Source organism: Pseudomonas sp. G34 (assembly GCF_031119625.1).
Classification (GTDB): domain Bacteria; phylum Pseudomonadota; class Gammaproteobacteria; order Pseudomonadales; family Pseudomonadaceae; genus Aquipseudomonas.
In genome coordinates this window covers 271,526-296,569 of the sequence record NZ_JAVHZV010000009.1, presented here as the reverse complement: position 1 = coordinate 296,569, position 25,044 = coordinate 271,526, and the positions used below count along the sequence as shown (strand labels likewise).

General features: G+C 65.1%; 18 protein-coding genes. 5 read left to right on the top strand and 13 right to left on the bottom strand.

Features of this window, described 5'->3' with window-relative positions; genetic code table 11:
- Nucleotides 1–4: 4 nt before the first annotated feature.
- A complete protein-coding gene (locus QYS36_RS06860) occupies nt 5–685 on the top strand; it encodes a GNAT family protein (protein ID WP_308838766.1) in 681 nt (226 codons plus the stop codon).
- Nucleotides 686–999: 314 nt separating this feature from the next.
- Here the strand turns inward: QYS36_RS06860 and QYS36_RS06855 are convergent, their stop codons facing one another.
- The 3 genes from QYS36_RS06855 to QYS36_RS06845 all read right to left on the bottom strand — a co-directional run bounded on the left by QYS36_RS06855 (nt 1,000) and on the right by QYS36_RS06845 (nt 3,667).
- A complete protein-coding gene (locus QYS36_RS06855) occupies nt 1,000–1,614 on the bottom strand; it encodes a LysE family translocator (protein ID WP_308838765.1) in 615 nt (204 codons plus the stop codon).
- Nucleotides 1,615–1,660: 46 nt separating this feature from the next.
- Nucleotides 1,661–2,500, bottom strand: coding sequence for an AraC family transcriptional regulator (locus QYS36_RS06850; protein ID WP_308838764.1), 840 nt, complete (start codon nt 2,498–2,500; stop codon nt 1,661–1,663).
- Between the two features lie 78 nt (nt 2,501–2,578).
- On the bottom strand, nt 2,579–3,667 hold the full coding sequence (locus QYS36_RS06845) for a DUF1615 domain-containing protein (RefSeq protein ID WP_308838763.1): 1,089 nt from the start codon (nt 3,665–3,667) through the stop codon (nt 2,579–2,581).
- 227 nt (nt 3,668–3,894) lie between these two features.
- On the opposite strand from QYS36_RS06845, the gene QYS36_RS06840 reads away from it, so the two are divergent.
- Nucleotides 3,895–4,179: a hypothetical protein gene (locus QYS36_RS06840; protein ID WP_308838762.1), complete on the top strand. Its 285-nt coding sequence runs from the start codon at nt 3,895–3,897 to the stop codon at nt 4,177–4,179.
- A gap of 132 nt (nt 4,180–4,311) precedes the next feature.
- Here the strand turns inward: QYS36_RS06840 and QYS36_RS06835 are convergent, their stop codons facing one another.
- The 8 genes from QYS36_RS06835 to QYS36_RS06800 form a co-directional block, all read right to left on the bottom strand.
- The gene (locus tag QYS36_RS06835) at nt 4,312–5,934 is read right to left on the bottom strand and encodes a methyl-accepting chemotaxis protein (RefSeq protein WP_308838761.1); all 1,623 of its coding nucleotides are present in this window, start codon (nt 5,932–5,934) and stop codon (nt 4,312–4,314) included.
- A gap of 369 nt (nt 5,935–6,303) precedes the next feature.
- Complete coding sequence (gene glgB, locus QYS36_RS06830; RefSeq protein WP_308838760.1) at nt 6,304–8,508, bottom strand: 1,4-alpha-glucan branching protein GlgB; 2,205 nt, start codon at nt 8,506–8,508, stop codon at nt 6,304–6,306.
- Nucleotides 8,505–11,837, bottom strand: coding sequence for a maltose alpha-D-glucosyltransferase (treS, locus tag QYS36_RS06825; RefSeq protein WP_308838759.1), 3,333 nt, complete (start codon nt 11,835–11,837; stop codon nt 8,505–8,507). The genes glgB and treS overlap by 4 nt, the downstream gene beginning before the upstream one ends.
- An 11-nt stretch (nt 11,838–11,848) precedes the next feature.
- Nucleotides 11,849–13,858 carry an alpha-1,4-glucan--maltose-1-phosphate maltosyltransferase gene (locus tag QYS36_RS06820; RefSeq protein ID WP_308838758.1) on the bottom strand — a complete coding sequence of 670 codons (2,010 nt, stop codon included), beginning with the start codon at nt 13,856–13,858 and terminating at the stop codon, nt 11,849–11,851.
- A gap of 465 nt (nt 13,859–14,323) precedes the next feature.
- A complete protein-coding gene (ligD, locus tag QYS36_RS06815) occupies nt 14,324–16,891 on the bottom strand; it encodes a DNA ligase D (RefSeq protein WP_308838757.1) in 2,568 nt (855 codons plus the stop codon).
- Between the two features lie 11 nt (nt 16,892–16,902).
- Nucleotides 16,903–17,727, bottom strand: a complete 825-nt coding sequence (locus QYS36_RS06810; RefSeq protein WP_308838756.1) for a Ku protein — start codon at nt 17,725–17,727, stop codon at nt 16,903–16,905.
- Between the two features lie 117 nt (nt 17,728–17,844).
- Nucleotides 17,845–18,087: a hypothetical protein gene (locus QYS36_RS06805; protein ID WP_308838755.1), complete on the bottom strand. Its 243-nt coding sequence runs from the start codon at nt 18,085–18,087 to the stop codon at nt 17,845–17,847.
- A 65-nt stretch (nt 18,088–18,152) separates the two neighbouring features.
- Nucleotides 18,153–18,641: an MgtC/SapB family protein gene (locus QYS36_RS06800; protein ID WP_308838947.1), complete on the bottom strand. Its 489-nt coding sequence runs from the start codon at nt 18,639–18,641 to the stop codon at nt 18,153–18,155.
- A 210-nt stretch (nt 18,642–18,851) separates the two neighbouring features.
- Between QYS36_RS06800 and QYS36_RS06795 the strand changes: the two genes are divergently transcribed.
- Genes QYS36_RS06795 through QYS36_RS06785 form a run of 3 tightly spaced genes read left to right on the top strand, consistent with a single transcriptional unit; the run spans nt 18,852 to nt 19,911 of the window.
- Nucleotides 18,852–19,070: a hypothetical protein gene (locus QYS36_RS06795; protein ID WP_308838754.1), complete on the top strand. Its 219-nt coding sequence runs from the start codon at nt 18,852–18,854 to the stop codon at nt 19,068–19,070.
- Between the two features lie 8 nt (nt 19,071–19,078).
- On the top strand, nt 19,079–19,666 hold the full coding sequence (locus tag QYS36_RS06790) for an NAD(P)H-binding protein (protein ID WP_308838753.1): 588 nt from the start codon (nt 19,079–19,081) through the stop codon (nt 19,664–19,666).
- Nucleotides 19,663–19,911: a hypothetical protein gene (locus tag QYS36_RS06785; RefSeq protein ID WP_308838752.1), complete on the top strand. Its 249-nt coding sequence runs from the start codon at nt 19,663–19,665 to the stop codon at nt 19,909–19,911. The genes QYS36_RS06790 and QYS36_RS06785 overlap by 4 nt, the downstream gene beginning before the upstream one ends.
- A 280-nt stretch (nt 19,912–20,191) precedes the next feature.
- Here QYS36_RS06785 and katE read toward each other — a convergent pair whose 3' ends face one another.
- Together katE and QYS36_RS06775 are read right to left on the bottom strand one after the other, a co-directional pair.
- Nucleotides 20,192–22,363, bottom strand: a complete 2,172-nt coding sequence (gene katE, locus QYS36_RS06780) for a catalase HPII (protein WP_308838946.1) — start codon at nt 22,361–22,363, stop codon at nt 20,192–20,194.
- A gap of 222 nt (nt 22,364–22,585) precedes the next feature.
- Nucleotides 22,586–25,042: a glycogen/starch/alpha-glucan phosphorylase gene (locus tag QYS36_RS06775; protein ID WP_308838751.1), complete on the bottom strand. Its 2,457-nt coding sequence runs from the start codon at nt 25,040–25,042 to the stop codon at nt 22,586–22,588.
- Between the last annotated feature and the right edge of the window lie 2 nt (nt 25,043–25,044).

Here is a 25,044-nt window from a genome sequence, read left to right as displayed (position 1 = left end):
CTCCATGACCGATACCCTGCTCGACTGGAAACCCGTGCCACCGCCGCCACACGCGCCGATCGACGGCCGCTACGTGGCGGTGCAGCCGCTGGATGTGGCGCGCCATGGCGATGATCTGTGGCACGCCCTGCAAGGCCCGGACAGTGACCCGGCCCTCTGGGATTACCTGCCCTACGGCCCGTTCGCCGAACGCAGTGCGTTCGATGACTGGCTGCAAGACAAGCAAGGCAGCCGCGACCCGCTGTTCTTCACGGTGATCGACAAGGCCACCGCGCGGGCCGTGGGCCTGCTCAGCTTTCTGCGCATCGCCCCGGCCGACGGCTGCATCGAAATCGGCCATATCGCCTTTGGTCGCGCCATGCAGCGCTCGCCGGCCTCCACCGAAGCGATCTGGCTGTTGATACGCCTGGCCATGGACGACCTCGGCAATCGCCGCCTGGAATGGAAGTGCAATGCGCGCAATGCACGCTCGATGCGCGCCGCCGGGCGACTCGGCTTCACCCAGGAGGGGCTGTTTCGCCAGCATGCGGTGATCAAGGGCCAGAACCGCGACACCGCCTGGTTCTCGATGATCGACAGCGAATGGCCACAGCACCGCGATGCCCTGCAGCGCTGGTTGTCACCCGATAACTTCGATGAGCAAGGCAAGCAGCGTCAGCGCCTGGAAGAATTGCGCATCCGGTAATTGAAGGTTCCTGCAGGGGTAAGGCCCGTACGATGGGTGAAACCCATCAACGCTAGCTGGGTTTCAACTACGCGCCCCGCCCCATGGAGCTGATGCAGCCGCGTGCACCATACCTGTGGGAGCGGGCCATGCCCGCGATCTTTTCGCGCGCATGGACTAGGCGTCCCCGCCCGCTCCCACATGGGTATGCCGTTGCCATAGCCCGTAGGATGGGTGAAACCCATCACCGCTAACTGGGCTTCACCTAAGCGCCCTGGAAACCTCGCGGCTAAAGCCGCTCCCACAGGGGTTCGCCTTCGCTACAATCCTGGCGGTCATGCCCCTTGAAGCGGTGCGCCAAGCCAGGCCGAGGCCAGCAGCAACAGGGCCATGGCCTGATTGAAACGGGTCATGGCGCGCACCGAGGTGAACAACCGGGCGGCGCCGCGACCGAGCAGCGCCCAGCAGCCCAGGCACGGCAGCGAGATGGCCAGGAAGATCGCCGCCAGCAGCGTCACCCGCAGCCCCTGCCCAGGCCCCGGCGTGGCGAATACGCTGACTACCGCCAGGGCCATCATCCAGGTCTTGGGGTTGACCAGTTGCAGCGCCGCACCGGCGAACAGCCCGAGGCGCTTCTCCTGCGCCGCCACCGCCGGGCCATCCAACGGCGCCGCCGGGCTGCTGAAGATCCGCCAGGCCAGGTAGCTCAGCCACAGCACGCCGAACCAGGCCATTGCCCATTGCAGACGCGGGTGCTGCTGCAACAACTCACCGAGGCCAAGGCCGACCGCCACCACGATGGCCGCCGCGCCCACACAGGCGCCGATCACCAGCGGCAGGGTCGCGGCCACGCCATGCCGGGCGCTGCTACCGAGCACCAGCACGTTGGTCGGCCCAGGGGTGATGGAAGCGACGAAAGCGAACAGCATGAAGGGCAACAACTGGCTCATGGACAGGCTCCAGACAAGGCGAGCACTGATGGTGAAGCTGGCGGGCTCAGGCGTCTGGAAGGTTTGAGCAGCGCCGCTGGTAATGGGCCGGCGTCATCCCGTAGGCGCGGCGAAACCAGCGGCCCAGGTGGCTCTGGTCGGCGAAACCGAGCACCGCCGCCACCTGCACCGGCGGCTCGCCACGGGCCAGCAGATGGCGGGCACGCGCCAGGCGCAGCTGCACCAGGTAGGCATGGGGCGCCAGGCCGAAGGCGGCCTTGAAGGCGCGGCTCAACCGGAACCGGTCGACGCCGCAGACAGCCGCCAGGTCGTCGAGGCCGATGTCGCGGGTGTGCTGGTCATGCAGGAAATCCCGCGCCCGTTGCGCCACCAGCGGCAGACGCGGGTCGACATCCAGGCGACGGCGCCAATGCAGGTGCTCGGTCAGGCGCGTCAGCAAGGCATCGAGCGAGGCCTGCCTGAGCATGCGCAGCTCCTGGCGGTGCAGCGCGCCAAAAGCCCCGGCTACCGCCGCCAACAGCGCCGGATCGCTGGCCAGGGTGGCGCCAAAGCCCGGCAGGCAGTCCGTCGGCGCCTGCTCGAACAGGCTGCGCAGCTCACGCTCCAACCACTGGCTATCCAGGTAGAGCATCGAATAGGTAAAGCCTTCCGGCTCCGGCGCGTGGCCGTCGTGCAGCTCGCCGGGCTCGAGCAGAAACACCTGGCCCGCCAGGCTGCTGTTCAATTGCTTGCGGCAATGGAACTGCTGCACGCCCTGCTCGGTGAAGCCGACCAGGTAGGCGTCGTGCCAGTGGGGATCGTAGGCGTGGCCGCGAAAATGCGCGCGGATGGTCTCGATACCGGTGTCTTCGTCCTGGGCCAGATCGACCCAACTCTGCGCGCTCATGCCTGCTCCAGCGCCGTGCTTTGCGGTTGGCCCATGCTACCTGAGCCGCCCTGCAGATTCTGGAAGGTTTGTGCAGCCCTAGCGCGCCCGCGCCATGCAGCGCTGATGCCGGCTATCGACACGCTCGGCGAACCAGGCGGTGGTCAGGCGCCGGGTGATCTTCGGGCTCTTCAGCACGATGCCGGGCAGCAGCTCGCGGGGCACGGGCTTGCCCTCGGCCGCGTCGGCCAGGGCGAATACCCGTTCGTAGAGGCGGCTCTCCTCGAAATCCAGGCTGTCGCCCTGCTCCAGATCCCGGCGAATCGCCCGCTCGCTCATGCCCAGGCGCTTGCCCAGCGAACGCACGGCAAGCTCGGTGGAGCCCGCCTTGCTGCTGCCATGGATGATCAGGTCACCATCGAGCGCCAGGGGAATGCCCGAGGCGCTGCTGACCGCGTTCTGGAACGCCGCGTTGCGGCTGGCGTACCAGCCGGCATTGAAGTCGGCGAAACGGTACAGGGGCTTCGGGTAACTGGCCGGGTAACCCAGCAGATGGGCGATGCCGAAGTACATGCCGCCACGGCGGCTGAACACTTCGCGACGAATCGAGCCGTCCGGCGGATAGGGATAGCCCTCGGCATGGGCCTGGGCGAAGGCAATGCTGACCTGCATCGGCCCGCCGGTGCGCACCGGGTTGAGGGTGCCGAACAGCTGGCGGCCGAGCGGCACCATGCCGGTGAAGTCATCGAAAATCTCGCTCAGCTGCTTTTCCGTGCGCACGTTGTCGAGGCGTTGCTGGTAGCTCTTGCCGGTCGGCGATTCGAGCCTCAGCGCGGCGTTCACCAGCAGCCGCGGGATATGCAGGCTGGCGGCGCGGCGGTCGATTTCAGCGCGGGCGATCCTGGCCAGCCCCGGCACCTGCGGGTCGACCGTAAAGGTCGACTCCTGCTCGGTCACTGCCAGCACGGCGCAGATGTTCTCGGTGCTCGGCGCGATCTCCTGGGCGGCGAAGGCCGCATAGATATCGGCGGCCCAGCCTTCACGATCGGGGGTGTTCATCGGCATCAGGCGCACGATCTGCGCGCGCACTTCGGCGGGTTTGGGCGCCGGCTCACGCGGCTGGGTGGCGCAGCCAGCCAACAGCAGGGCCAGCAGCGCAGCGGATGAACGCAGGAAAACAGAGGTCACCAATAACTCCTTGGGATGGGCAGGCTTGAGCCTCTGACAACGCCAGCGCCGTGCCGTCCGCGATTATTTCCAGCGCCTGCCTGCGCGCTGCGCTTTTCGGCAGGGCAAACGGTATCGAACCGACCGCCAAGCGAAGCGGTCTACCCCTCACGACGGCCCGTATTGCCTGGCCTGCGGACGCGGGGCGAGTTGCGCTCCAGGATCGATAGCAGCAAGGAGATCCACCCATGGTTACCCATTACAAGATCGACGGTCATCTCGCCTGCGGCACCCATGGCGAGAAACTCGCCTCCAGCAAGGAACTGAACCAGGTCAGATGCCGAAACTGCCGCAACACCGAGGTGTACAAGCAGGCGCGCCGCGATACCCGCAACGCCGCACGGCGAGCCGCCCGCAAATCCAAGGTCGCGCAACCGCGTACCGACTGGCGTACCTCCTGGCAGCAGCGCCTGACCGATCTGCCCAGCCGTAATCGGCTGCCGCGTGGGTTCGCCGCCCAGCCATACGTATGACACTGAACACTGCCCTATAGCCGCGGGCATCGAGCCGAGCCTAAACGACGAGGGGGTGGACCGAACAATCGATCCACCCCCTCGTGTTTTCCCAATCAACCTCAAGGCTCGGCAAACGCCTGTTGACTGCCTTCAAATCTGGAATGCCGCCACCTCACGCTGCAGTGCCGTAGCCAGGCTGTTGAGGCTGCCGCTGGTCTTGAGCAATTCCTGCACCGACAGGTTGTTCTGTTCGGCCATCTGCGCCGAGCGTTCTACGCTGCGCGCCACGTCCTGGCTGGCTGCGGTCTGCTCACGCAAGGCGAAGGAAATCTGATCAACCACGTGCAGCACCTTGGCGGAGCTGTTGCGAATGCTGACGATCGCCTGGCCGGCAGTACCCGCCATTTCCACCCCCTGGTTCACCTCTTCGACGCCGCTGCGCATGGTGTCCACCGTTTCGCGCACGCCAGCCTGGATCTTCTCGATCATGCCGGCGATTTCCATGGTCGACTTGCCGGTGTTCTGCGCCAGCAGGCGCACCTCGTCGGCCACCACGGCAAATCCGCGCCCGTGCTCACCGGCCCGCGCCGCCTCGATAGCCGCATTAAGTGCCAGCAGGTTGGTCTGATCGGCGATGCCGCGAATCACGCTGATGATCGAGGAAATTTGCTCGGAGTGCTGGCCCAGGTCGGCGACCTGGGCAGACGAATGCTGCACGGTCTTGGCAATGCCGCTCATACTCGACAAGGTTCTTTCGATGACCTGAGCCCCCTCTTGGGACTGCTGACCGGACTGGCTGGCAATCTGGTGCGCCTCGTCGGCGTTCTCGGAAACGTGGTGGATGCTAACCGTCAGTTCCTCGATGGTGGCCGCCATCATCGAGGCTGAGGTGGACTGCTCCTGAATCGCCCCGGAAAGCTGAGTGGAAGCCCCGGATATCTGCTGCACGGCGAGCACCAGTTGACTGGCCGCCTGGTTGATTTGCTGGATGGTCACGCGCAGACGGCTCTGCATGCGCTCGAAGGCCTTGGGCAGTTCGTCATGGCTACTGGTGTCGATCACCGTGTCGAGCTTGCCATTGGCGATGGCCGTTGCTGCGTCGATGGCCGACCGCAGGCGCGCCGTGGTGCTGCGCCCCAGGCTGGTGGCCAGCACGACCGAAAGCACCGCCGCGGCGATACCGCCGCACAGCAGCACCATCAGGGCGAACTGGCGGGCCTCGGCCATGCTCTTGCTACGTATTTCCAGCAACCGTGTTTCCGCGTCGGTAATCTCGTCCAGGATGGCGCGCATGCTGTCCATCTTGGCCTTGTCGGCGCCAGAGATAATGCGCTGGTTCAAGGGCTCATCGGACTGGTTGCGTGCGGTCAGATCCTTGCGCATGGCCAGGATGGGATCGATGTCTTCGCTGAGCCAGCGCTTCTGGGTGTCGCCCAGGTTGGCCAGGCGCTGCTGCTGTTCCGGGTTGTCGGCGGTCAGACGCTTGAGCGACTGGAGTTTCTCGTCGAAGACCTTCTCACCAGCCTGCAAGGGGGCCAGAAACGCATCCTGCGAGGCGATCACGTAGCCACGCATACCGGTTTCAATATTGATCAGCTGTTCAAGGGCGTCCTGTGCATCTCCCAACACCTTGTACGTGTGGATGTTGCTATTGGTGGCGCTTTGCACAGCGTCGAATCCACGGTATGCGCTCACCACGAGAATGGCGATGATTACCACGATGATGGCGAAACTGAGGTAAAGCTTTTGCGAAATGCTGAGTTTGTTGAACACGAAGCTACCCCTAGGGCAAGCCATTCCTGGAAGGAGGCCTGACGGATTCAGATGCAGACAGGATTATTAAAAAAGACACGAGGATGTCACAAAGACAGCATGCTTTCGGCGCTCGAGTCGCTAACTTTAGCGCGCACAGAAAATATTTAGATACATTCGTCCGGGCGTGCCAGAAAAGGGGCAGCGCCACTAAACGGGATCTCGGCAATGCTTCGCCGTACGCATCGAGTGCAAAGAAATTGCGCTCACGCGAATACAGGAGGGAGATGGGGATTTTTTGCCCAGGCGAATAGATGAAGCAAGCCGCTGCAGCCGGCCGACTGGAACCAACCCGGGATGGCCAGGACGCTGGCCATCCCGCGCTGACCTCTACTGCGGCTTGATCACCAGCGTGGCCAGCGGCGGCAGATCCAGGCTCAGCGATTGCGGCTGGCCATGGCTGGCCAGCGCCTCGCTGAACAGCCCGCCCTGGCTGCCGGCATTGGAGCCGGCGTAGCGCTCGGCATCACTGTTGAGCAACACGTGCCAGGCGCCCTCTTTCGGTACCCCGATGCGATAGCCGCTGCGCGGCTCTGGGGTGAAGTTGTGCACCACCAGCAAGGGTGAACCGTCCTTGTCGTGCCGCAGCCAGGCGAACACGCTGTTGGCGGCGTCGTCGCCGATCAGCCAGGCGAAGCCTTCGGGGCTGCCGTCGAGCTGGTGCAGCGCCGGCTCGTGGCGGTACAGCCCGTTGAGGTCGCTGACCAGTTGCTGCACGCCCTTGTGCTCGCCGTAGCGCAGCAGGTACCAGTCCAGCTCGTGGTCGTGGTTCCACTCGCGCCACTGGCCGAACTCGCAGCCCATGAACAGCAGCTTCTTGCCCGGGTGGCTCCACATGAAGCTCAGGTACAGGCGCAGGTTGGCGAACTTCTGCCAGCGGTCGCCGGGCATCTTGTCGAGCAGCGAGCGCTTGCCGTGCACCACTTCGTCATGGGAGATCGGCAGCACGAAATGCTCGGAGAACGCATACAGCAGGCCGAAGGTCAGCTGGTGATGGTGATGGCGGCGGTGCAACGGATCCTCGGCAGCGTACTTGAGGCTGTCGTGCATCCAGCCCATGTTCCACTTGTAGGCGAAGCCCAGGCCGCCTTCCTGGGTCGGCCGGCTGACGCCTGGCCAGGCGGTCGACTCCTCGGCGATCACCAGGGCACCGGGCACTTCCTGGACGACCACGTCGTTGAGGTGACGCAGGAAGTCGATGCTTTCCAGGTTCTCGCGCCCGCCGAAGCGGTTGGGGATCCACTCGCCGTCCTTGCGCGAATAGTCGCGGTAGAGCATCGACGCCACGGCGTCCACGCGCAGGCCGTCGATATGGTAGGTGCGCAGCCAGTGCAACGCCGAGGCCAGCATGAAGCCGTGCACCTCGTTGCGGCCCAGGTTGTAGATGTAGGTATCCCAATCCTGGTGGAAGCCCTCGAAGGGGTGCGCGTACTCGTACAGCGCGGTGCCGTCGAACTGGCCAAGGCCGTGGGCGTCGGTGGGGAAATGCGCCGGCACCCAGTCGAGGATCACGCCGATGCCGGCCTGGTGGCAGGCGTCGACGAACGCGGCGAAATCCGCCGGGCTGCCATGCCGCGCCGTGGGCGCGAACTGCGACAGCAATTGATAACCCCAGGAGCCGCCGAACGGGTGCTCCATGATCGGCATCAGCTCGATATGGGTGAAGCCCAGCTGCTGTACATAGGGAATCAGCTGTTCACTGAGCTCCTTCCAGCTCAGCAGGCGGCCGTCTTCGCCGCCCTCGCGGCGCCAGGAGGCGGCGTGCAGCTCGTAGATCGACATCGGTGCCTGGTAGCCGTGCTGGGCCTGGCGCTGCGCGAGCCAATGGTCATCGTGCCAGTCGAACTGCAGCGGCGCGGAGACCACCGAGCCGGTGGCCGGCGGCAACTCGGTAGCCAGGGCCATGGGGTCGGCCTTGAGCGGCAGCAGCCCGTCGCGACCGAGGATCTCGTACTTGTAGACCTCGCCTGGCGCCAGGCGCGGGATGAACAGCTCCCACACACCGCTGGGCTGGCGCAGGCGCATCGGGTGGCGGCGGCCATCCCAGCCATTGAAGTTACCGACCACCGACACCCGCCGGGCATTCGGTGCCCATACCGAAAAGCGCACGCCCTGCACGCCTTCATGGGTGGTGAACTGGGCGCCCAGGCTCTTGCCCAGCTCGCGGTGATTGCCCTCGGCGAACAGGTACAGATCCATTTCGCCGAGCAGTTGGCCGAAGGCGTAGGGGTCTTCGGTTTCCTGAACGCCGGAGCTCCAGGTGATGCGGTAGCGATACGGCACCTGCTGCTCGATACGGATGCTGAACAGCCCCGGCACGCTGGATTGCTCCAGGGTACCAAGCACTTCACCGCTCACTGCGTGAATCAGCTCCACACCCAGGGCACCCGGCAGATAGGCGCGAATCGTCAGCCCGTGGGCGAATGCGTGGGGGCCCAGAATCGAAAACGGGTCGCCATGCTCGCCCCGGATCAGGGCCTCCACGGCGGCGCGTTCGATACCCGCCACCTGGCGCTCGGTTTCTCCATTGCTCATCGTTTACCGCTCCCCAATAGATATTTGGTCAGCTCTATCAACCCTTGCACCGGAACTTCCAGCCAATCGGGACGATAGCGCGCTTCATAGAGAATTTCGTAAGCCGCCTTCTCGATGCAGAACAGCGCCAGCGCTGCCACTTCACCTTCGCGGTCGTGCCAGGCGTGGGGCAGATCCGCTGCCGCCAGCCGGTAGGCTTCGTTGAATGCCGTCCTGGCCTGGCTGCGGTACAGCCCGGCGATATGCTGGCGAGCCTGCTCGGCTTCGGCCGTTACATCGGCGCTCTGGGCGCTGCGCATGGCCATGGCGGCGGCATAGTCGAAGGAGCGCAACATGCCGGCGACATCCTTGAGCGGGCTGTAGAACGCCCGGCGCTCTTCCAGGGTGCGGGTCGGCTCGCCTTCGAAGTCGATCAGGTAGGCATCGCCCTGCACCACCAACACCTGGCCCAGGTGCAGATCGCCGTGCACGCGCATGCGGATACCACCGGCCGAGCGCCGCGCCAGGTCGTCGACCAGGGCGATGATCTGGTCGTGCCGCGCCGCCAGCCAATCGGCCTGGTTGGCCCCCTCGCCCGGCAAGTGCCCGCGCCCTTCGGCAACCACCTGCAGGGCTTCGCGCACCTGGGCGGCGATACTTTGCGACCACTCGGCCACCTGCGCCTCGCCCGTTTCGTGGTAGCCGAAATCCGCATTGTCGCTGGCCTGGCCGAGGGCCACGTGCATCTCGCCGAGGCGCTTGCCCAGCAAGCCGGCGAAGGTTTCCAGCTCGGCCAGGGCGGTGTACTGGTTCTCCTGCTCGGAGAGCCCGCCAGCCAGTTGGTCGCGGATGGCGCGCTCCAGGTTGTTCTGCGTCCACTGCCAGGCATCGCCCTGATTGTTCAGGTAGCCCTGCAGGATCATCAAGGTATGGGGCACGCCCTGCTCGTCCACGCGGCGCACTTCGCCGAGCAGCGGCGCGATATGCTGGAAGCCGGCAGCGGTCAGGTAGCCACCGATTTCCGCCTCCGGGTGAATGCCGGGCAGCACGCGGCGCACCAGTTTAAGCACCGCCTGCTCGTTGATGATCGCCGAACTGTTGGACTGCTCCGCGGAGATCAGTTTGATCTCGGCATCACTCAGATCACCCAGCTCCTGCAGGCGCTCGGTAGGCAGAAACTGGATTTCGCTGCCCTGCCAACCCAGCACGCTGCGCGCCTGCAACTGGCGCATCACATGGCGCACGAAGCCGGGCAGCGTGAAGCCATCGGTCAGCAGCCCCACCTGGCGCCCGCGGCGCAGCCGTGCCAGGGCGAGTTGCTGGGGCACGCTGCTGCCCGCCTCATGCTCGCCAACGAAACCCAGCGGCACCTGATAGTGCTCGCTGGCCCCCGACGCGCGGGCCACCTGTACTTCGCTGAGCACATAGGGCTCCTCGGCCGTGCCGAAGGGAATGGCATACAGCAGCCTGACCTCACCGGGGTTCTCGCCCTGCCCCGAGAACCAGCGGCGCTTGGGCAGGTAGGCTGGCAGCGACTCCTGCTCCAGGGTGGCGCGGGCGGGCAACTGCAACAGCTCGCCGAGTTCGTTCTTGATCACCAGGGTGGTCAGTTCCGGCATGCGGTCGACCGGTGGTACGTGCCAGCTGGGCATTTGCGCCTCCTCGGCGAGCAGAAACCAGTAGAAGCCATAAGGCGGCAGGGTCAGCAGGTAATTGAGCTGGCCGATGGGCGGGAACGACGAGCCGCCGACCATTTCCACCGGCACCTTGCCGTCGTGGGCCGACAACTCCAGCTCCACCGCCTGGGCGGCACGCGACAGGTTGGCGACGCAGAGGATCAGCTCCGGGTTGCCCTGGGCGTCGCTGCCCTCGCGCAGGTAGGCCAGCACGCGGCGGTTGTTGGGGGTGAGCATCTTCAGCGCGCCACGGCCGAAGGCGCGGTGCTGCTTGCGGATGTTGAGCATGCGCCGCGTCCAGTTGAGCAGCGAATGCGGGTCGCGCGACTGGGTCTCGACGTTGACGCTCTGGTAGCCGTACAGCGGGTCCATCACCGGTGGCAGCACCAGGCCCGCCGGGTCGGCGCGGGAGAAGCCGCCGTTGCGATCCGGCGACCACTGCATCGGCGTGCGTACGCCGTCGCGGTCACCGAGAAAGATGTTGTCGCCCATGCCGATCTCGTCGCCGTAATACAGCGTCGGCGTGCCGGGCATCGACAGCAGCAGGCTGTTGAGCAGTTCGATACGCCGGCGATCACGCTCGACCAGCGGCGCCAGGCGCCGGCGAATGCCCAGGTTGATGCGCGCACGGCGGTCGGCCGCGTAGTAGTTCCACAGGTAGTCGCGCTCGTGGTCGGTGACCATTTCCAGGGTCAGTTCATCGTGGTTGCGCAGGAAGATCGCCCACTGGCAGTTGTCGGGAATCTCCGGGGTCTGGCGCAGGATGTCGGTGATCGGGAAGCGGTCTTCCTGGGCGATGGCCATGTACATGCGCGGCATCAGCGGGAAGTGAAAGGCCATGTGGCACTCGTCGCCCTGGCCGCTGGCGTCGCCGCCAAAGTACAGCTGGGTGTCCTCGGGCCACTGGTTGGCTTCGGCGAGCAACATGCGGTCGGGGTACTTGGCGTCCAGCTCGGCGCGAATCTTCTTCAGCACCTCATGGGTTTCCGGCAGGTTCTCGTTGTGGGTGCCGTCGCGCTCGATCAGGTACGGGATGGCGTCCAGGCGCAGGCCGTCGACGCCCATGTCGAGCCAGAAGCGCATCACCCCCAGCACTTCCTTGAGCACCTGGGGGTTGTCGAAGTTCAGGTCCGGCTGGTGCGAATAGAACCGGTGCCAGTAGTACTGGCCAGCCTCGGCGTCCCAGCTCCAGTTGGACTTCTCGGTATCGAGAAAGATGATCCGCGTGCCGTCGTACTTCTGGTCATCGTCGGACCACACGTAGTAGTCCCGCGCCTTGCTGCCGCGCCTGGCGGCCCGCGCCCGCTTGAACCAGGGGTGCTGGTCCGAGGTGTGGTTGATGACCAGCTCGGTGATCACCCGCAAACCGCGCTTGTGCGCCTCGGCAATGAAGCGTTTGGCGTCGGCCATGGTGCCGTAGTCCGGGTGCACGCCGCGGTACTCGGAGATGTCGTACCCATCGTCGCGGCGCGGCGATGGGTAGAACGGCAGCAGCCACAGGGTGTTGACGCCCAGGTCGGCGATGTAGTCGAGCTTGTCGATCAGCCCCGCGAAGTCGCCAATGCCATCGTTGTTGGCATCGAAGAACGACTTCACGTGGACCTGATAGATGATCGCGTCCTTGTACCACTGCGGGTCGTTGAGAAAGGTGCCGCGCCGGGTTCTGCGTGCCATCGACCGCTTCCTCAGTTCGCCACGCGGATGCGCCAGATGCCGAACGGCTGATGCCAGGGCTCGATGCGCATCCACTGGGTCTTGCCGTACCAGTGCCAGGTATGGCCGGTCATCAGGTCTTCACCATGGGTGGTGGCGTGGTCATCCAGGCCCAGCTCCCACAGCGGCAGCTCGAAGTGCGCTTCCTGGGCATTGTGCGGATCGAGGCTGACGGCCACCAGAATGAAGTTCTCGCGATCGGCGGTGCGTTTGCCGAAGAACAGGATGTTGTCGTTCCAGCAGGGGTAGGCCTGGAAGCCCAGGTGGGTTTGCAGCGCCGGGTTCTGGCGGCGAATGCGGTTGAGCTGGGCGATCTCGGCGACGATATTGCCCGGCGCCTGGTAGTCGCGAACGCGGATCTCGTACTTCTCCGAGTCCAGGTATTCCTCCTTGCCCGGCACCGGCAGCGACTCGCAGATCTCGAAGCCCGAATACATGCCCCACAGGCCCGAGCCCATGGTCGCCAGCGCGGCGCGGATCAGAAAGCCGGCACGGCCGTTGTGGTGCAGGAAGTACGGGTTGATGTCCGGCGTGTTGACGAAGAAGTTCGGCCGGTAGCAATCGCGCCACGGCGCCTGGTTGAGCTCGGTCAGGTAGGTTTCCAGCTCGGCCTTGGTGTTGCGCCAGGTGAAATAGGTGTAGCTCTGGGTAAAGCCCACCTTGCCCAGGCGCGCCATCATCGCCGGGCGGGTGAACGCCTCGGCAAGGAACATCACCTGGGGGTGGCTCTTGCGAATATCGGCGATCAGCCACTCCCAGAACGGCAGCGGCTTGGTGTGCGGGTTGTCGACGCGAAACTGGTACACGCCCAGCTCCACCCAGCCGCGCACCACGTCACGCAGCGCCAGCCACAGGTCGGGCACGGCATCCTTGGCGTAGAAGTCGACGTTGACGATGTCTTCGTACTTCTTCGGCGGGTTTTCCGCATGGCGGATGGTGCCGTCCGGGCGCCAGCTGAACCAGCCCGGGTGTTGCTGCAGCCAGGGGTGATCCGGCGAGCACTGGATGGCGAAATCCAGGGCGATCTCCAGGTCATGCTCACGGGCCGCCTCGACCAGCGCGACGAAATCTTCGCGAGTGCCAAGCTGCGGGTGAATGGCCTCATGGCCACCGTCGGGGCTGCCGATGGCGTAGGGGCTGCCAGGATCATCCGGCCCTGCGCTCAGCGAATTGTTGCGGCCCTTGCGGTGCGTGGTGCCGATGGGGTGGATCGGCGGGAAATACAGTACGTCGAAGCCCATGGCCTGGATCGCCGGCAGGCGCTTGATCACGTCACGGAAGGTGCCATGGCGCGCCGGGTCATCGGTTTCCGAACGGGGAAACAGCTCGTACCAGCTGGCGAACCGCGCCAGCGGACGCTCCACGTCGAGCCGGTAGGTCGCGCTACGGGTGCGATGCGGGTGGCCCTCGGCACCGCGCACCAGCGCCACGGTTTGCGGGGCCAGCAACAGCGCCACGCGCTCATCCAGGCTTTGCAATTCCTGCAGCTCGTCGCACAGCGCCTGCAGGGTAAAGGCCAGCTCGCCATCGGCGCGCTCGGCGGCTTCGCGCAGCAACGCCTGGCCTTCCTGCAGTTCGAGGTTGATGGTCACCCCGGCGCCGAATTTCTTCGACAGCTCGTAGCAGTAGCTGGCGTACACGTCCCACCAGGCCTCGATCAGAAACTCCACCTCGCCGACCCGCTGCGGGGTGATCTCGGCCTGCCAGCGCTCGAGGCCGACATCCACCAGCGGTTCGCGGTGCCAGTCGGTGGCGCCGACGTCACGCCACAGCACCTCGCCGGCCAGCTTGTCGTGGCCATCGGCGAAGATCAGCGCGCTGACGGTGACCTTATCCCCGGCTATCGCCTTGGCAGCGAAGCGCCCCTGCTCGACCTGCGGCTCGACCTCTTCGATGGCCAGGCGCGGCAATTGCAGCGCGCGCTCCAGCGACAATTCGCGATGGTTCAAACGATCGGGCTCTTGCAGATAAGCAGATGGCATCGAAACGGGCTCCTCACGCCTGGCAGACGTATAAGCTGTTCACCCCATGGCACATGCCACGAGGCCGTACGCGAATGCGTACCTGAATGCGAAGCGGCGCAGCTCCAGGCCTTTCACTACAGGCTGCACGAGTGCGCCACCCGGTTGAAACGGCTCTAGCGTGCGCGGTGGCAGAAAGTTCCCTGGCGCTGCGACCTGTCTATCTCCGAACCTGGCGTCTCCGGCAAAGTTCAGAGTTTCCGAGGCGAGGTCAATACGCCTCAGAACCTGTTCATGATCTTTTAAGGCAACATTAAATAGGGTGCTTCAAGCCAAAAGCAGACATCGCTGGTTCACTGTGGGAATAGGCGGGGGCGCCTAGCCCATGCCCGTGATTGTTTCGCGGGCATGGCCCGCTCCCACAGATAATCACCAGAACGACTGGCCGCTGCCGCATTTTGCAGCCAAGGCGCTGAAGGCAAGCGCTCAGAGAGCGTCGGCGCCGAGCTTCCTCCACATCGCCGCGGTGATGCGCTGGCGGTTGGCGTAACCGGCCCAGGGATCGTCCTCGAGCTTTTCCAGGCGCTGCTGCAGGTTGCCGATATGCCACTGTTTCGAGTCGCGCAATTGCCCCAACTCCTCGCGACTGATCGGCACCGACACCGGCAAGCCCGGCCGCGCGCGTACCGAATAGGCGGCCACGGTACTGGCACCGCGGCCGTTGCGCAGGTAATCCAGGTAGACCTTGCCGATGCGGTTCTTCGGGCCCATGCGGGCGCTGAAGCGATCCGGCAGTTCATTGGCCATGAATTGCGAGATCGCCTTGCCAAAGGCCTTGAGCGTGTCCCAGTCGACATGCCGCGCCAGCGGCACCACCAGGTGCATGCCGGCACCGCCACTGGTTTTCACGAAGGTTGGCAGGCCCAGCTCGTCGAGTACCGACAGGCTCAGGCGCGTGGCCTCCAGCACGGCGCGCCAGGGCAGCGCCGGATCCGGGTCGAGGTCGAGGATCAGCCGATCCGGCCGCTCAATGCTCGCGTAGGCCGCATTCCAGGTGTGCAGCTCGATGGTGCCCATCTGCACGGCACCGACCAGGGCCGGCACGCTGTCGATGGCCATCAGCCGGTCATGGCCGGGATCCAGTTCGGCATCCAGGTGACGGATGTTGGGAATCGCCAGGCGCTCGGCATGTTTCTGGAAGAACTGCTCACCGCCCACACCGCTCGGCGCACGCAGCAGTGATACCGGCCGGTTGCGCAGCTCGGGCAGCAACCAGTCGGCGATCTCGGCGTAGAAACGCGCGAGCTGCGCCTTGGTGGTGCCGCTCTGCGCGTCGATCACCCGCTCGGGGTGGCTGACCGATACCTCGCCAATCTGCTCACGCCCCTGGCGCGCGGCGCCCTTGCTGGCCGTCTTCTTGGCGGACGCGCCCTTCTCCACCGCCTTGGCGGGCGCCGCCTGCTCCTTGACGATCTGCTCGGCCGGCTTGTCGCTGCGCTCGCCGACGAAGGCGCCCTGGCGCACCAGGCCCTCCTGAGTCCAGCCGGCGAACGCCACCTCGACCACCAACAGCGGTTCGATCCACTGCACACCACGGCGCTGCGCCGCGCTGGGCTGCTTGTGCAGCGGCGAGGCGTCGCGCGCCAGCGCCTTCATGCGCTTGTGCAGGCTGCCGAGCAGCGCCTCGTTGAAGCCGGTGCCGACCCGCCCGGCATAGCGCAGGCCCTTGGCCTCGTTGACCGCCAGCAGCAGCGCACCGAACCCCGAGCGGCTGCCCTGGGGTTTGCTGAAGCCGACCACCACGAACTCCTGGCGCTGTCGGCACTTGAGCTTGATCCAGTCGGCGCCGCGCGAGGAGCGATAGGGGCTGCCGGCACGCTTGCCGATCACCCCCTCGAGGCCCAGCGCGCAGGCGCTGCCCAGTACGCTCTGATGATCGGCCTCGAACGCTTCGGAGAAGCGCAGCGGGCCTTTGCGTTTCGGCAGCCTGCCCTGCAAGGCCTGGCGCCGCTGCTCGACCGGCAACTCGCGCTGGTCGATGCCATCGAGCCAAGGCGCGTCGAACAGGAAATACAGGATGTCGCCACTGCGCGCCTCGTCGAAGGCGTTCTGCAGGGCCTGGAAATCCGGCATGCCCTGCTCGTCGAGCACCACCGCCTCGCCATCCAGCCAGCTGTCGCCGAGCCCCAGCTTGGCCAGGGCCTTGGCCTGGGGCGCCATGCGCGCCGTCCAGTCGTGGCCGTTGCGGCTGAACAGGGTCACCTGACCGTCCTTGATGCGCGCCATGATCCGGTAGCCGTCGTACTTGATCTCGTAGATCCAGTCGCCGGCCGGTGGCGCTTCGACCAGGGTCGCCAACTGCGGCGACAGGGTGTCCGGCATGGCCGGCGGCACCGTTTTGCTTGCCTTGGCCTTGCTCGCCCTGGCTGGCGCCTTGCTGCGCGCCCTGGTCTTGGCGGCCTGGTTGGCCGCCGGCCTGGCCATGCCGCCGACCAGTTCGCCGCTGATCACGCTGGCCGGCAAGGCGCTGACGATGTCGTATTCGTCGGCGGGCCTGGCGACGTCGTCGTGCTCCTTGATCAGCAGCCATTGCTGCTTGTCGCCACTGCCCTTCAGGCGCGTACGCACCAGCGTCCAGGCGCCGCTGAGCTTTTCGCCGACCAGGCTGAACTTGAGCTTGCCGGCCTCGTACGCCGCCACGGGATCGCCCTCGGGCTGCCAGATGCCCTGATCCCAGACGATCACATCACCCGCCCCGTAATTGCCCTCGGCGATGCTGCCTTCGAAGCTGGCGTAGGCCAGCGGGTGGTCCTCGACGTGCACGGCCAGGCGCTTCTGCTTGGGGTCAAGGCTCGGGCCCTTGGGCACGGCCCAGCTTTTCAGGGTGCCCTCCAGCTCCAGGCGAAAATCGTAATGCAGGTGCCGCGCATCGTGCTTCTGCACCACGAAACGCAGAGCCCCGGCCTTGGCACGGCTACGCCGGCCGGTCTCGCGGGGCTCGCTGGTGGACTCGAAATTGCGCTTGCGGTTGTAATCGCTGGTCGCCTTGGCCATGGCCGCTCACCTCACTTGGCCGAGCGCTTGCGCGCCGGTTTGCTGGAGTTGCCTTCCAGGCTGCGCTTGAGCAGGTCGGTAAGGTCGATGACGTCGGCGCTCTTGCCGGCCGGCTTGCGCTCGCCGCCTTCCACGTCTTCGATCTTGCCGGCCTTGGCCTTCTTCTCGACCAGCTTCATGATCTCGTCGCGGAAGGTGTCCTGGTATTCGTCGGGCGACCATTCGACGGTCATGTCACGCACCAGGCGCTTGGCCATGTCGCGCTCGCCCTTGCTGAGCTTGGCGCCGGTGACCGCCGTGCCGAGTTCCAGGGTGTCCAGCCCGCGCACCTCATCGGGCCAGCGCAGCATCACCAGCAGCAGCGCGTCGCCGTCGACCATCACAGCCGCCAGGTGCTGCTTGACGTGCAACACCACGTTGGCGAGCGCCACCTTGCCGGAATCCTTGAGGGTCTGCTGCAGCAGGGCGTAGACCTTTTCGCCGCGCTTGTCGGGCGCCAGGTAGTAGGGCCGCTCGATGTTCTGCAGGGGGATGTCCTTGGCATCGAGAAAGCCGAAGATGTCGATGGTCTGGGTCGACTCGGGGTGCGCGGCGCGGATCTCGTCTTCGCTGATGATCACGTAGCGGCCCTTCTCCACCTGCACGCCCTTGGCGATGTGCTCCTTGTCGACTTCCTTGCCGGTGGCCTTGTTGACGCGCTTGTAGCCCACCGGCTCCATGCTGCGTACGTCGAGCCAGTCGAAGTCGATGCCCTTGGATTCGGTCGCCGAAACCAGTGATACGGGAATATGCACCAGCCCGAAACTGATCGCCCCTTTCCAGATTGCACGCGCCATACCGCCGTCTCCCGTGATAAGCATCTGTACAGGTGACTGGGCGGTGAAAACAAAAGTTTCAGTGTTCCGCCGGAGGGCCCGGCGGCGGCGCGGCAGCGCACCGCAAGAAAGGGGTAGCTACAGGGCGACGCCGTCGCGGTAGATCACGTCGCCGTCGATGGTGATGTCACGGATCTGTCGCAGCAGATTGTCGGCGGCGGTCTCCGCCTCGCTCTCGCACACCGAGCCCAGGGCCGGCACCCAGAGTAGCTGCACGGCGGCGCCTGCACATTTGGGCTGGTACTCGATCAGGCCAACGTAATGCTGGCCATCCTTCATGGCGTCCGTCCAGGCAATGCATTCCTTGAAGTCTCGGAACATACCAGGCCCCCTTGATTCACCCGATACCGCATAGGAGCGCGACCGCCGCCAAGACGTTCCCGCATTCAGCGTGCGCGCTTCTCCAGCCAGGCGATCAGGTGCGGCACGGTATTGAAGATGAACAGCGCCACCAGCGTGGCCAGCACCGCGGTGGCCTCGCGGCCCATGCCGATGGTGATGCCGATGGCGGCGGTCAACCAGATGCCCGCGGCGGTGGTCAGGCCCTTCACCTCGTTCATCGAGTCGCCCTTGAGGATGGTACCCGCGCACAGGAAGCCGATACCGGCCACCAGCCCCTGGATGACCCGGCTCATGGCGTCGTGCTCGGCGCCCATTTGCGCCGGCACCAGCACGAACATCGCCGAGCCGATGGCCACCAGCATATGGGTGCGCACGCCGGCGGCCTTGCCGCTGGTCTCGCGCTCCAGGCCCAGCAGCCCGCCGAGCAGTGCCGCCAGCAACAGGCGCAGGGTGACCTGGGTGAATTGCTCTGGGCTGTTCAGATCGGAAAATTCGTTGGCCAGCGTGGCCAATACCACGTCCCAGAAACTCAAGTCGGTTGCTCCCGTCGATTCGATCCAGATAGGCACCGCGCACTCGCCTGCGCCCTGGCTATCGACCATGGCGAGAACCAGAGGTTTGGCTTTTTTGGCGCCTGACCGCTGGGCGAAAAACCTGAACGCGGCGCAACGCCGGCCAGTCTGCTGTGATGACAGGCAAGTACGCCGCCACGCGCCCAGCGCGCCCGACGATCAGAGGTTCGGATGTCCAGAAATCATTACTTCCTCGTCAGCTACCGGCTTGGCAAACAGAAGAAATCCACCGAGGTGCAGGCCGCTGCCTCGGTGCTGACGCCCGAGCAGGCCCGCTATCACATCGAATCGCTGCACAGCAGTGAGCTGCCCAGTGAGATCACCGATATCGAGGTCAAACCCCTGGGCGACTCGGCCGAGCAGGAACCCGGTCAACAGCGACAGACCTGAGCCAGATCATGAGCGACCCACGTCCCATCGAGAAAATTGCCCTCTACGGTGCGCCGGACCGCATCACCGATGCGCTGCAGGAAGCGCTCCTCGAGCGCGGCCTGCAGGTACTGGTAATCGTCGACGACCCGACCGACATCGCCGCGCGCCCTGGGCTGGCAGCCAAGAGCGGCACGCCGTTGCAAGCCGACAGCGTGGCGCGCAGCGTCGCCGGTGTGGATGCGGTGATCGTGGTACTCAATAGTCGCTCGCTGCCTATCGGCGGTTTCGAGCGCAGCTACGACGCCATCATCGCGCTGCTCGAAGGCCTGCCCACCGCCGGGGTGGAGCGCTTGCTACTGATCGGCGAGCACCATTGGCTGGATCACGACGACGGCCTGCCGGCCGAAAAGCTCGAACACCTGCAACACAGCCTGCACAAATCGCCACTGGCCTGGACGCTCGTCGATGCGCCCGGCAATGGCGGTACTGAGCCGATAGCAATCATCACGCTGCAACACTACGCCTGCAGCGTGATAGACCACTGCCTGCAGGGAACGAACGTCAAGCAGCGCTTGCACGTCGGCCCTCGCCAGCAGGCCGAGGAGGCACCATGAGTCCTGAAAGCTATATCCTGTTGATGATTTCCGGTTGGCTACTGGTATCGGCAGCCATGCTCTGGGGCATGCTGCGGCTACTCAAACGTCATCAGCTCGAAGCCCAGCTGGCCGACGAATTCCCCTCCCTGCCCGCCTCGCCGAGCGACCCGGTCTGGCGGCGCCAGCATGCGCCGCGTCGCGCCAAACTGCGGGCCCGTGCGCAGCGTACCTGCCAGCAACATGCCCATGTGCTGACCAGCTAAGAACCGGTCACGATCTTTTTCAGGCGACACAAAGGCACTGCTACGAGGCAGAAGCGGACGGCCGGCGACTCGTGGGAGGGGCTTTAGCCCCGAGCTCTCACCTCAACCAAACAAAATCGAGGCTAAAGCCTCTCCCACAGAAGCCCAGCTCAATGATCGCTTTTGCCTTTTGCAGGCAAAGCGCTGAAATCCAGCCGGAAGATCGTGAAAAAGGTTCTAACACCCAGTCTCTTAATCAACTGAAAGCCCCTGTACCTCACGGTGCAGGGGCTTTTTTACGTCAGGCTGGAATTGCCTTGGTCAGCGGCTCGCGCGCCCACACGCGGTGCTTGGCGATGGCCGCGGTGAACGGCTGCACCAGTGCGCTACCGGCCTTGCCGGTCAGCAGGCCTTCGTCTTCCTTGAGGCGCAGCAGTTTCAGCAGATCAGCCGACTCGCCGCACAGGGCGACGGCCTTGAGGTGCTTGTAGGCCTCGAGCAGGTAATGCAGCGCCACGCCATCGCCTTCCAGGGCCTTGGCGAAGTTCGCACCACCCGGCACCCACACCGCATCGAAGGCCACCGACGGCAGGCCTTGCATCGAGTCGTTGGGTACCAGCTCCTTGCCGGCATCACTTTTCACCGGCGCGGCGCTCGGCGCCAGCAGCTTGAACTGCGCGCCCTGCTTGTCGAGCTCGGCGGTAAGCGCATCGATATCCGCCTGCTTGACGCCATCGCCGATCAGGATCGCCACCTTGCGCGACTTGATGTTGCCCGGCAGCAGGTTCATCTGGCTCAGCGCTGGCGATTCTTTCAGCGAGATCTCCGGCACCTGCACGGTCGGCCCGCTTGGCGCGTCGACACCGATGTTGGCCGCCACCTGCTTGGCCAGGTCCAGGTCGATATTGGCGAGAATCTCGTGCACCTGACGCTTGCGGATGTGCATGCGCTCGACCTTGCCCAGCTCGAAGCTGTAGGCCGCGACGATGTGGGCTTTCTCAGCCGCGCTCATGCTGTTGAAGAACAGCCGGGCCTGGGAGAAGTGATCGGCGAACGACTCGGCGCGCTTGCGGATCTTCGGCCCGGAGACCTCTTCTGGGTAGCTGACGTAGCCGCCGCCCTTGGGTGCTTCCGGGGTTTCCTTCGGCCAGCCGCCATCGATGGAGTTCGGCTCGTAGGAAGCGCGGCCCTTGTTGATGGTCTGGCGGTGGAAGGAGTCGCGGTTGTTGTTGTGGAACGGACACACCGGGCGGTTGATCGGGATCTCGTTGAAGTTCGGCCCGCCGAGGCGCAGCAGCTGGGTATCGGTGTAGGAGAACAGCCGGCCCTGCAGCAACGGATCATTGGTGAAGTCGATACCCGGCACGATGTTGGCCATCTGGAAGGCCACCTGCTCGGTCTCGGCGAAGAAATTGTCCGGGTTGCGATTGAGCACCAGTTTGCCGACCACGCGCACCGGCACCTGCTCTTCGGGCACCAGCTTGGTGGCGTCGAGCAGGTCGAAGTCGAACTTGTGCTCGTCTTCCTCGGGGATCACCTGCAGGCCCAGCTCCCACTCCAGCGGGTCACCGTTCTCGATGTCGTCCCACAGGGTGCGGCGATGGAAGTCCGGGTCCTTGCCGGCGAGCTTCTGCGCCTCGTCCCAGACCAGCGAGAACACCCCGGCCACCGGCCGCCAGTGGAACTTGACGAAGTGCGCACGGCCCTCGGCATTGACCAGCCGATAAGTGTGCACGCCAAAGCCCTGCATACCGCGAAAGCCTACCGGAATGGCGCGGTCGGACATGGTCCAGAGCACCATGTGGGCCGACTCCGGGGTCAGCGACACGAAATCCCAGAAGGTGTCGTGGGCCGAGGCGCCGGTAGGGATCTCGTTGTGCGGCTCGGGCTTCACGGCGTGCACGAAGTCCGGAAACTTGATGGCGTCCTGGATGAAGAACACTGGCATGTTGTTGCCGATCAGGTCGAAGTTGCCCTCGTCGGTATAGAACTTGGTGGCGAAGCCGCGCACGTCACGCACGGTATCGGCCGAGCCGCGCGGGCCCTGCACGGTGGAGAAACGCACGAACACCGGGGTCTGCTTGCTCGGGTCGGTGAGAAAATCCGCCTTGGTCAGCTCGCTGAGGTCTTCATAGACCTGGAAGTAGCCATGGGCCGCCGCGCCGCGGGCGTGCACCACACGCTCGGGGATGCGCTCATGGTCGAAGTGGGTGAGCTTCTCGCGCAGCAGGAAATCTTCGAGCAGCGACGGGCCGCGTTCGCCCGCGCGCAGGCTGTTCTGGTTGTCGGCGATGCGCGTGCCATGGTCGGTGGTCAGCGCCTGCCCGGTGGCGTCTTCACGAAAGCGTTCGAGTTGTTCGAGCTTCTTGTTGCTGTTGCTACGGTCCGGCGTGTCGGTTCCGGCGAGCTCACTGCTGCGGCCCTGGTCTTTAGCTTGCATCCTTATCTCCTCGGTAATGCTTTGGCCCGCCAGCTCGATCGAGTGACATCGCGAACGGGATCTGGGCGCCCACGCTCAGGCAAACGTGGATCAACGCCCCTGAGAATGTGAGGGCATGGGTGCCGGGACGTTCGGCTTGTTTACCAGGTAACAGGGCCGCCGCAAGACGAACGGCATACTGGCCTTGCGACATGCCCCAGACATGCAAAAGCCCGGCGTGGTGAACCACGCCGGGCTTTTGTCGACCACGCGGGATCAGTCGTCGATGCCGGCGACCTTCCAGATGTCCCTGGCGTACTCGCGGATGGTGCGATCCGAGGAGAACCAGCCAGTACGTGCGGTGTTGAACACCGCCGCCTGCCACCAGCGATCAGGCGTGCGCCAGAGCATGTCGACCTTGCGCTGCGCATCCCAGTAGGCCTGGAAATCCGCGCAGACCAGGAAGCGGTCGTGGGCCAGCAGACCATCGATCAGGCCGGTGTAGCGGCCCGGATCGTCCGGCGAGAACACCCCGGAACGAATCGCTTCCAGGGCGCCGGCCAGCCGCTCGGAGGCCGCCACCTCGGCGCTCATGTTCAGGTCACGGCGCGAACGCGCGGCTACCTGCTGGGCGGTCATGCCGAAGATGAACATGTTCTCGCGGCCGATCTGCTCGGACATCTCCACGTTGGCGCCGTCCAGGGTGCCGATGGTCAGCGCACCGTTGAGGGCGAACTTCATGTTGCTGGTGCCGGAGGCTTCCAGGCCGGCGGTGGAGATCTGCTCGGAAAGATCCGCCGCCGGGATGATCACCTCGGCCAGGCTGACGTTGTAGTTGGGGATGAACACCACCTTGAGCAGCCCGCGCAAGGTCGGGTCGGCGTTGACGGTGCGGCTGATATCGTTGGCCAGCTTGATGATCAGCTTGGCCTGATGATAGCTGGCCGCGGCCTTGCCGGCGAAGATCTTCACCCGTGGCGCCCAGTCGGTGGCCGGGTCGTTGCGCATCGCCTGGTACAGCGCCACGGTGTGCAGCAGGTTGAGCAGCTGACGCTTGTATTCGTGGATGCGCTTGACCTGCACATCGAAGATCGCCTGGGTGTCCAGGCTGATGCCCATGCGCTCACGCACCAGCTCGGCCAGGGCGCGCTTGGCGTGTTGGCGCTGGGCGGCGAACTGCTTGCGGAACGAGGATTTGGCGGCGAACGGCTCGAGCGAACGCAAGGTGGTTTCCGGGGCGTCGAGCACGCCCTCGCCCAGGGCGCCGACCAGCAGCTCGGTCAGTTGCGGGTTGGCCTGGTACAGCCAGCGGCGGAAGGTCACGCCGTTGGTCTTGTTATTGATGCGCTCCGGGTACAGGCGATGGAAGTCGCTGAACACGCTCTTGCGCATCAGGTTGGTGTGCAGCGCCGAGACGCCGTTGATGCTGTGCGAGCCAAGGAATGCCAGGTTGCCCATGCGCACCCGGCGGCCGTGGTCTTCGTCGATCAGCGAGACCGAACGCAGCAGGTCGAAGTCGTGGATCTCCTTGGCGCGCAGCGAATCGATGTGGTACGCATTGATCAGGTAGATGATCTGCATGTGCCGCGGCAGCAGGCGCTCCATCAACGACACCGGCCACGACTCCAGCGCCTCGGGCAGCAGGGTGTGGTTGGTGTAGGACAGCGTCGCGGTGGTCAGTTTCCAGGCCTCGAACCACTCCAGGCGGTACACGTCGACCAGCAGACGCATCAGCTCGGCCACGGCGATCGCCGGGTGGGTGTCGTTGAGCTGGATGGCAACGCGGTCGGGCAGCGAATGAATGTCGAGATTCAGTTCCAGGTGCCGGGCGATCAGATCCTGCAGCGACGCCGAGACGAAGAAAAACTCCTGGCGCAGGCGCAGTTCCTGACCAGCCTCGGTGCTGTCCGCCGGGTACAGCACCCGGGAAATACTTTCCGCCCTGACCACATCGGCTACCGCGCCGAAGTGATCGCCGGCATTGAAGCGTTCCAGCTGCAGGTCTTCCTCGGCGCGGGCCCGCCACAGGCGCAGGGTGTTGACGCTGGAATGCCGCCAGCCGACCACCGGGGTGTCGTAGGCGATGGCGCGCACCTGCTCATTGGGCTGCCACTCGTGGCGCGATACCTCGCCGGAGTCGGCCAGGTTCACCACGCTGCCGCCGAAGCCGACGCTGTAGCTGACTTCCGGGCGCTCGAACTCCCAGGGGTTGCCGAAATCCAGCCAGGTTTCGGTGTGCTCCTGCTGCCAGCCATCGACCACCACCTGGCGGAACAGGCCGTGCTCGTAGCGAATGCCATAGCCGTGGGCGGCGATGTTCAGGGTCGCCATGCTTTCCATGAAGCAGGCTGCCAGGCGGCCGAGGCCGCCATTGCCGAGGGCGGCATCCGGCTCGAGGTTGCGAATCTGCTCGAAATCCACGTCCAGCTGCGCCAGCGCTTCGCGGGCGGTGTCCAGCAGGCCGAGGTTGCTGAGGTTGTCGACCAGCAGGCGGCCGATCAGGAATTCCAGCGAGAGGTAATAGACGCGCTTCTGTTCCTGGCGGTCGACCTGCAGGGAGGCATCCTCCCAGTGGTCGATCAGGTGATCGCGAGCGGCCAGGGCGACCGCCTCGAACCAGTCGTGGGCGAAGGCATTGCCTGGATCCTTGCCCACCGAATACCTGAGCTTGGCCAGGATCAGTTGTTTGAAAGTATCGACGTTGTCTGTTGCTTTCACTGTTTCCTCGGCCATTG

Excerpts from the sequence above, each read along its gene's own strand:
- QYS36_RS06775 (WP_308838751.1), bottom strand. The coding sequence starts at position 25,042 with ATGGCCGAGGAAACAGTGAAAGCAACAGACAACGTCGATACTTTCAAA.
- treS (WP_308838759.1), bottom strand. The coding sequence starts at position 11,837 with ATGGCACGCAGAACCCGGCGCGGCACCTTTCTCAACGACCCGCAGTGG.
- QYS36_RS06820 (WP_308838758.1), bottom strand. The coding sequence starts at position 13,858 with ATGCCATCTGCTTATCTGCAAGAGCCCGATCGTTTGAACCATCGCGAA.
- QYS36_RS06850 (WP_308838764.1), bottom strand. The coding sequence starts at position 2,500 with ATGAGCGCGCAGAGTTGGGTCGATCTGGCCCAGGACGAAGACACCGGT.
- ligD (WP_308838757.1), bottom strand. The coding sequence starts at position 16,891 with ATGGCCAAGGCGACCAGCGATTACAACCGCAAGCGCAATTTCGAGTCC.
- QYS36_RS06790 (WP_308838753.1), top strand. The coding sequence starts at position 19,079 with ATGAGCGACCCACGTCCCATCGAGAAAATTGCCCTCTACGGTGCGCCG.
- QYS36_RS06855 (WP_308838765.1), bottom strand. The coding sequence starts at position 1,614 with ATGAGCCAGTTGTTGCCCTTCATGCTGTTCGCTTTCGTCGCTTCCATC.
- QYS36_RS06840 (WP_308838762.1), top strand. The coding sequence starts at position 3,895 with ATGGTTACCCATTACAAGATCGACGGTCATCTCGCCTGCGGCACCCAT.
- QYS36_RS06810 (WP_308838756.1), bottom strand. The coding sequence starts at position 17,727 with ATGGCGCGTGCAATCTGGAAAGGGGCGATCAGTTTCGGGCTGGTGCAT.
- QYS36_RS06805 (WP_308838755.1), bottom strand. The coding sequence starts at position 18,087 with ATGTTCCGAGACTTCAAGGAATGCATTGCCTGGACGGACGCCATGAAG.
- QYS36_RS06860 (WP_308838766.1), top strand. The coding sequence starts at position 5 with ATGACCGATACCCTGCTCGACTGGAAACCCGTGCCACCGCCGCCACAC.
- QYS36_RS06795 (WP_308838754.1), top strand. The coding sequence starts at position 18,852 with ATGTCCAGAAATCATTACTTCCTCGTCAGCTACCGGCTTGGCAAACAG.
- QYS36_RS06785 (WP_308838752.1), top strand. The coding sequence starts at position 19,663 with ATGAGTCCTGAAAGCTATATCCTGTTGATGATTTCCGGTTGGCTACTG.
- glgB (WP_308838760.1), bottom strand. The coding sequence starts at position 8,508 with ATGAGCAATGGAGAAACCGAGCGCCAGGTGGCGGGTATCGAACGCGCC.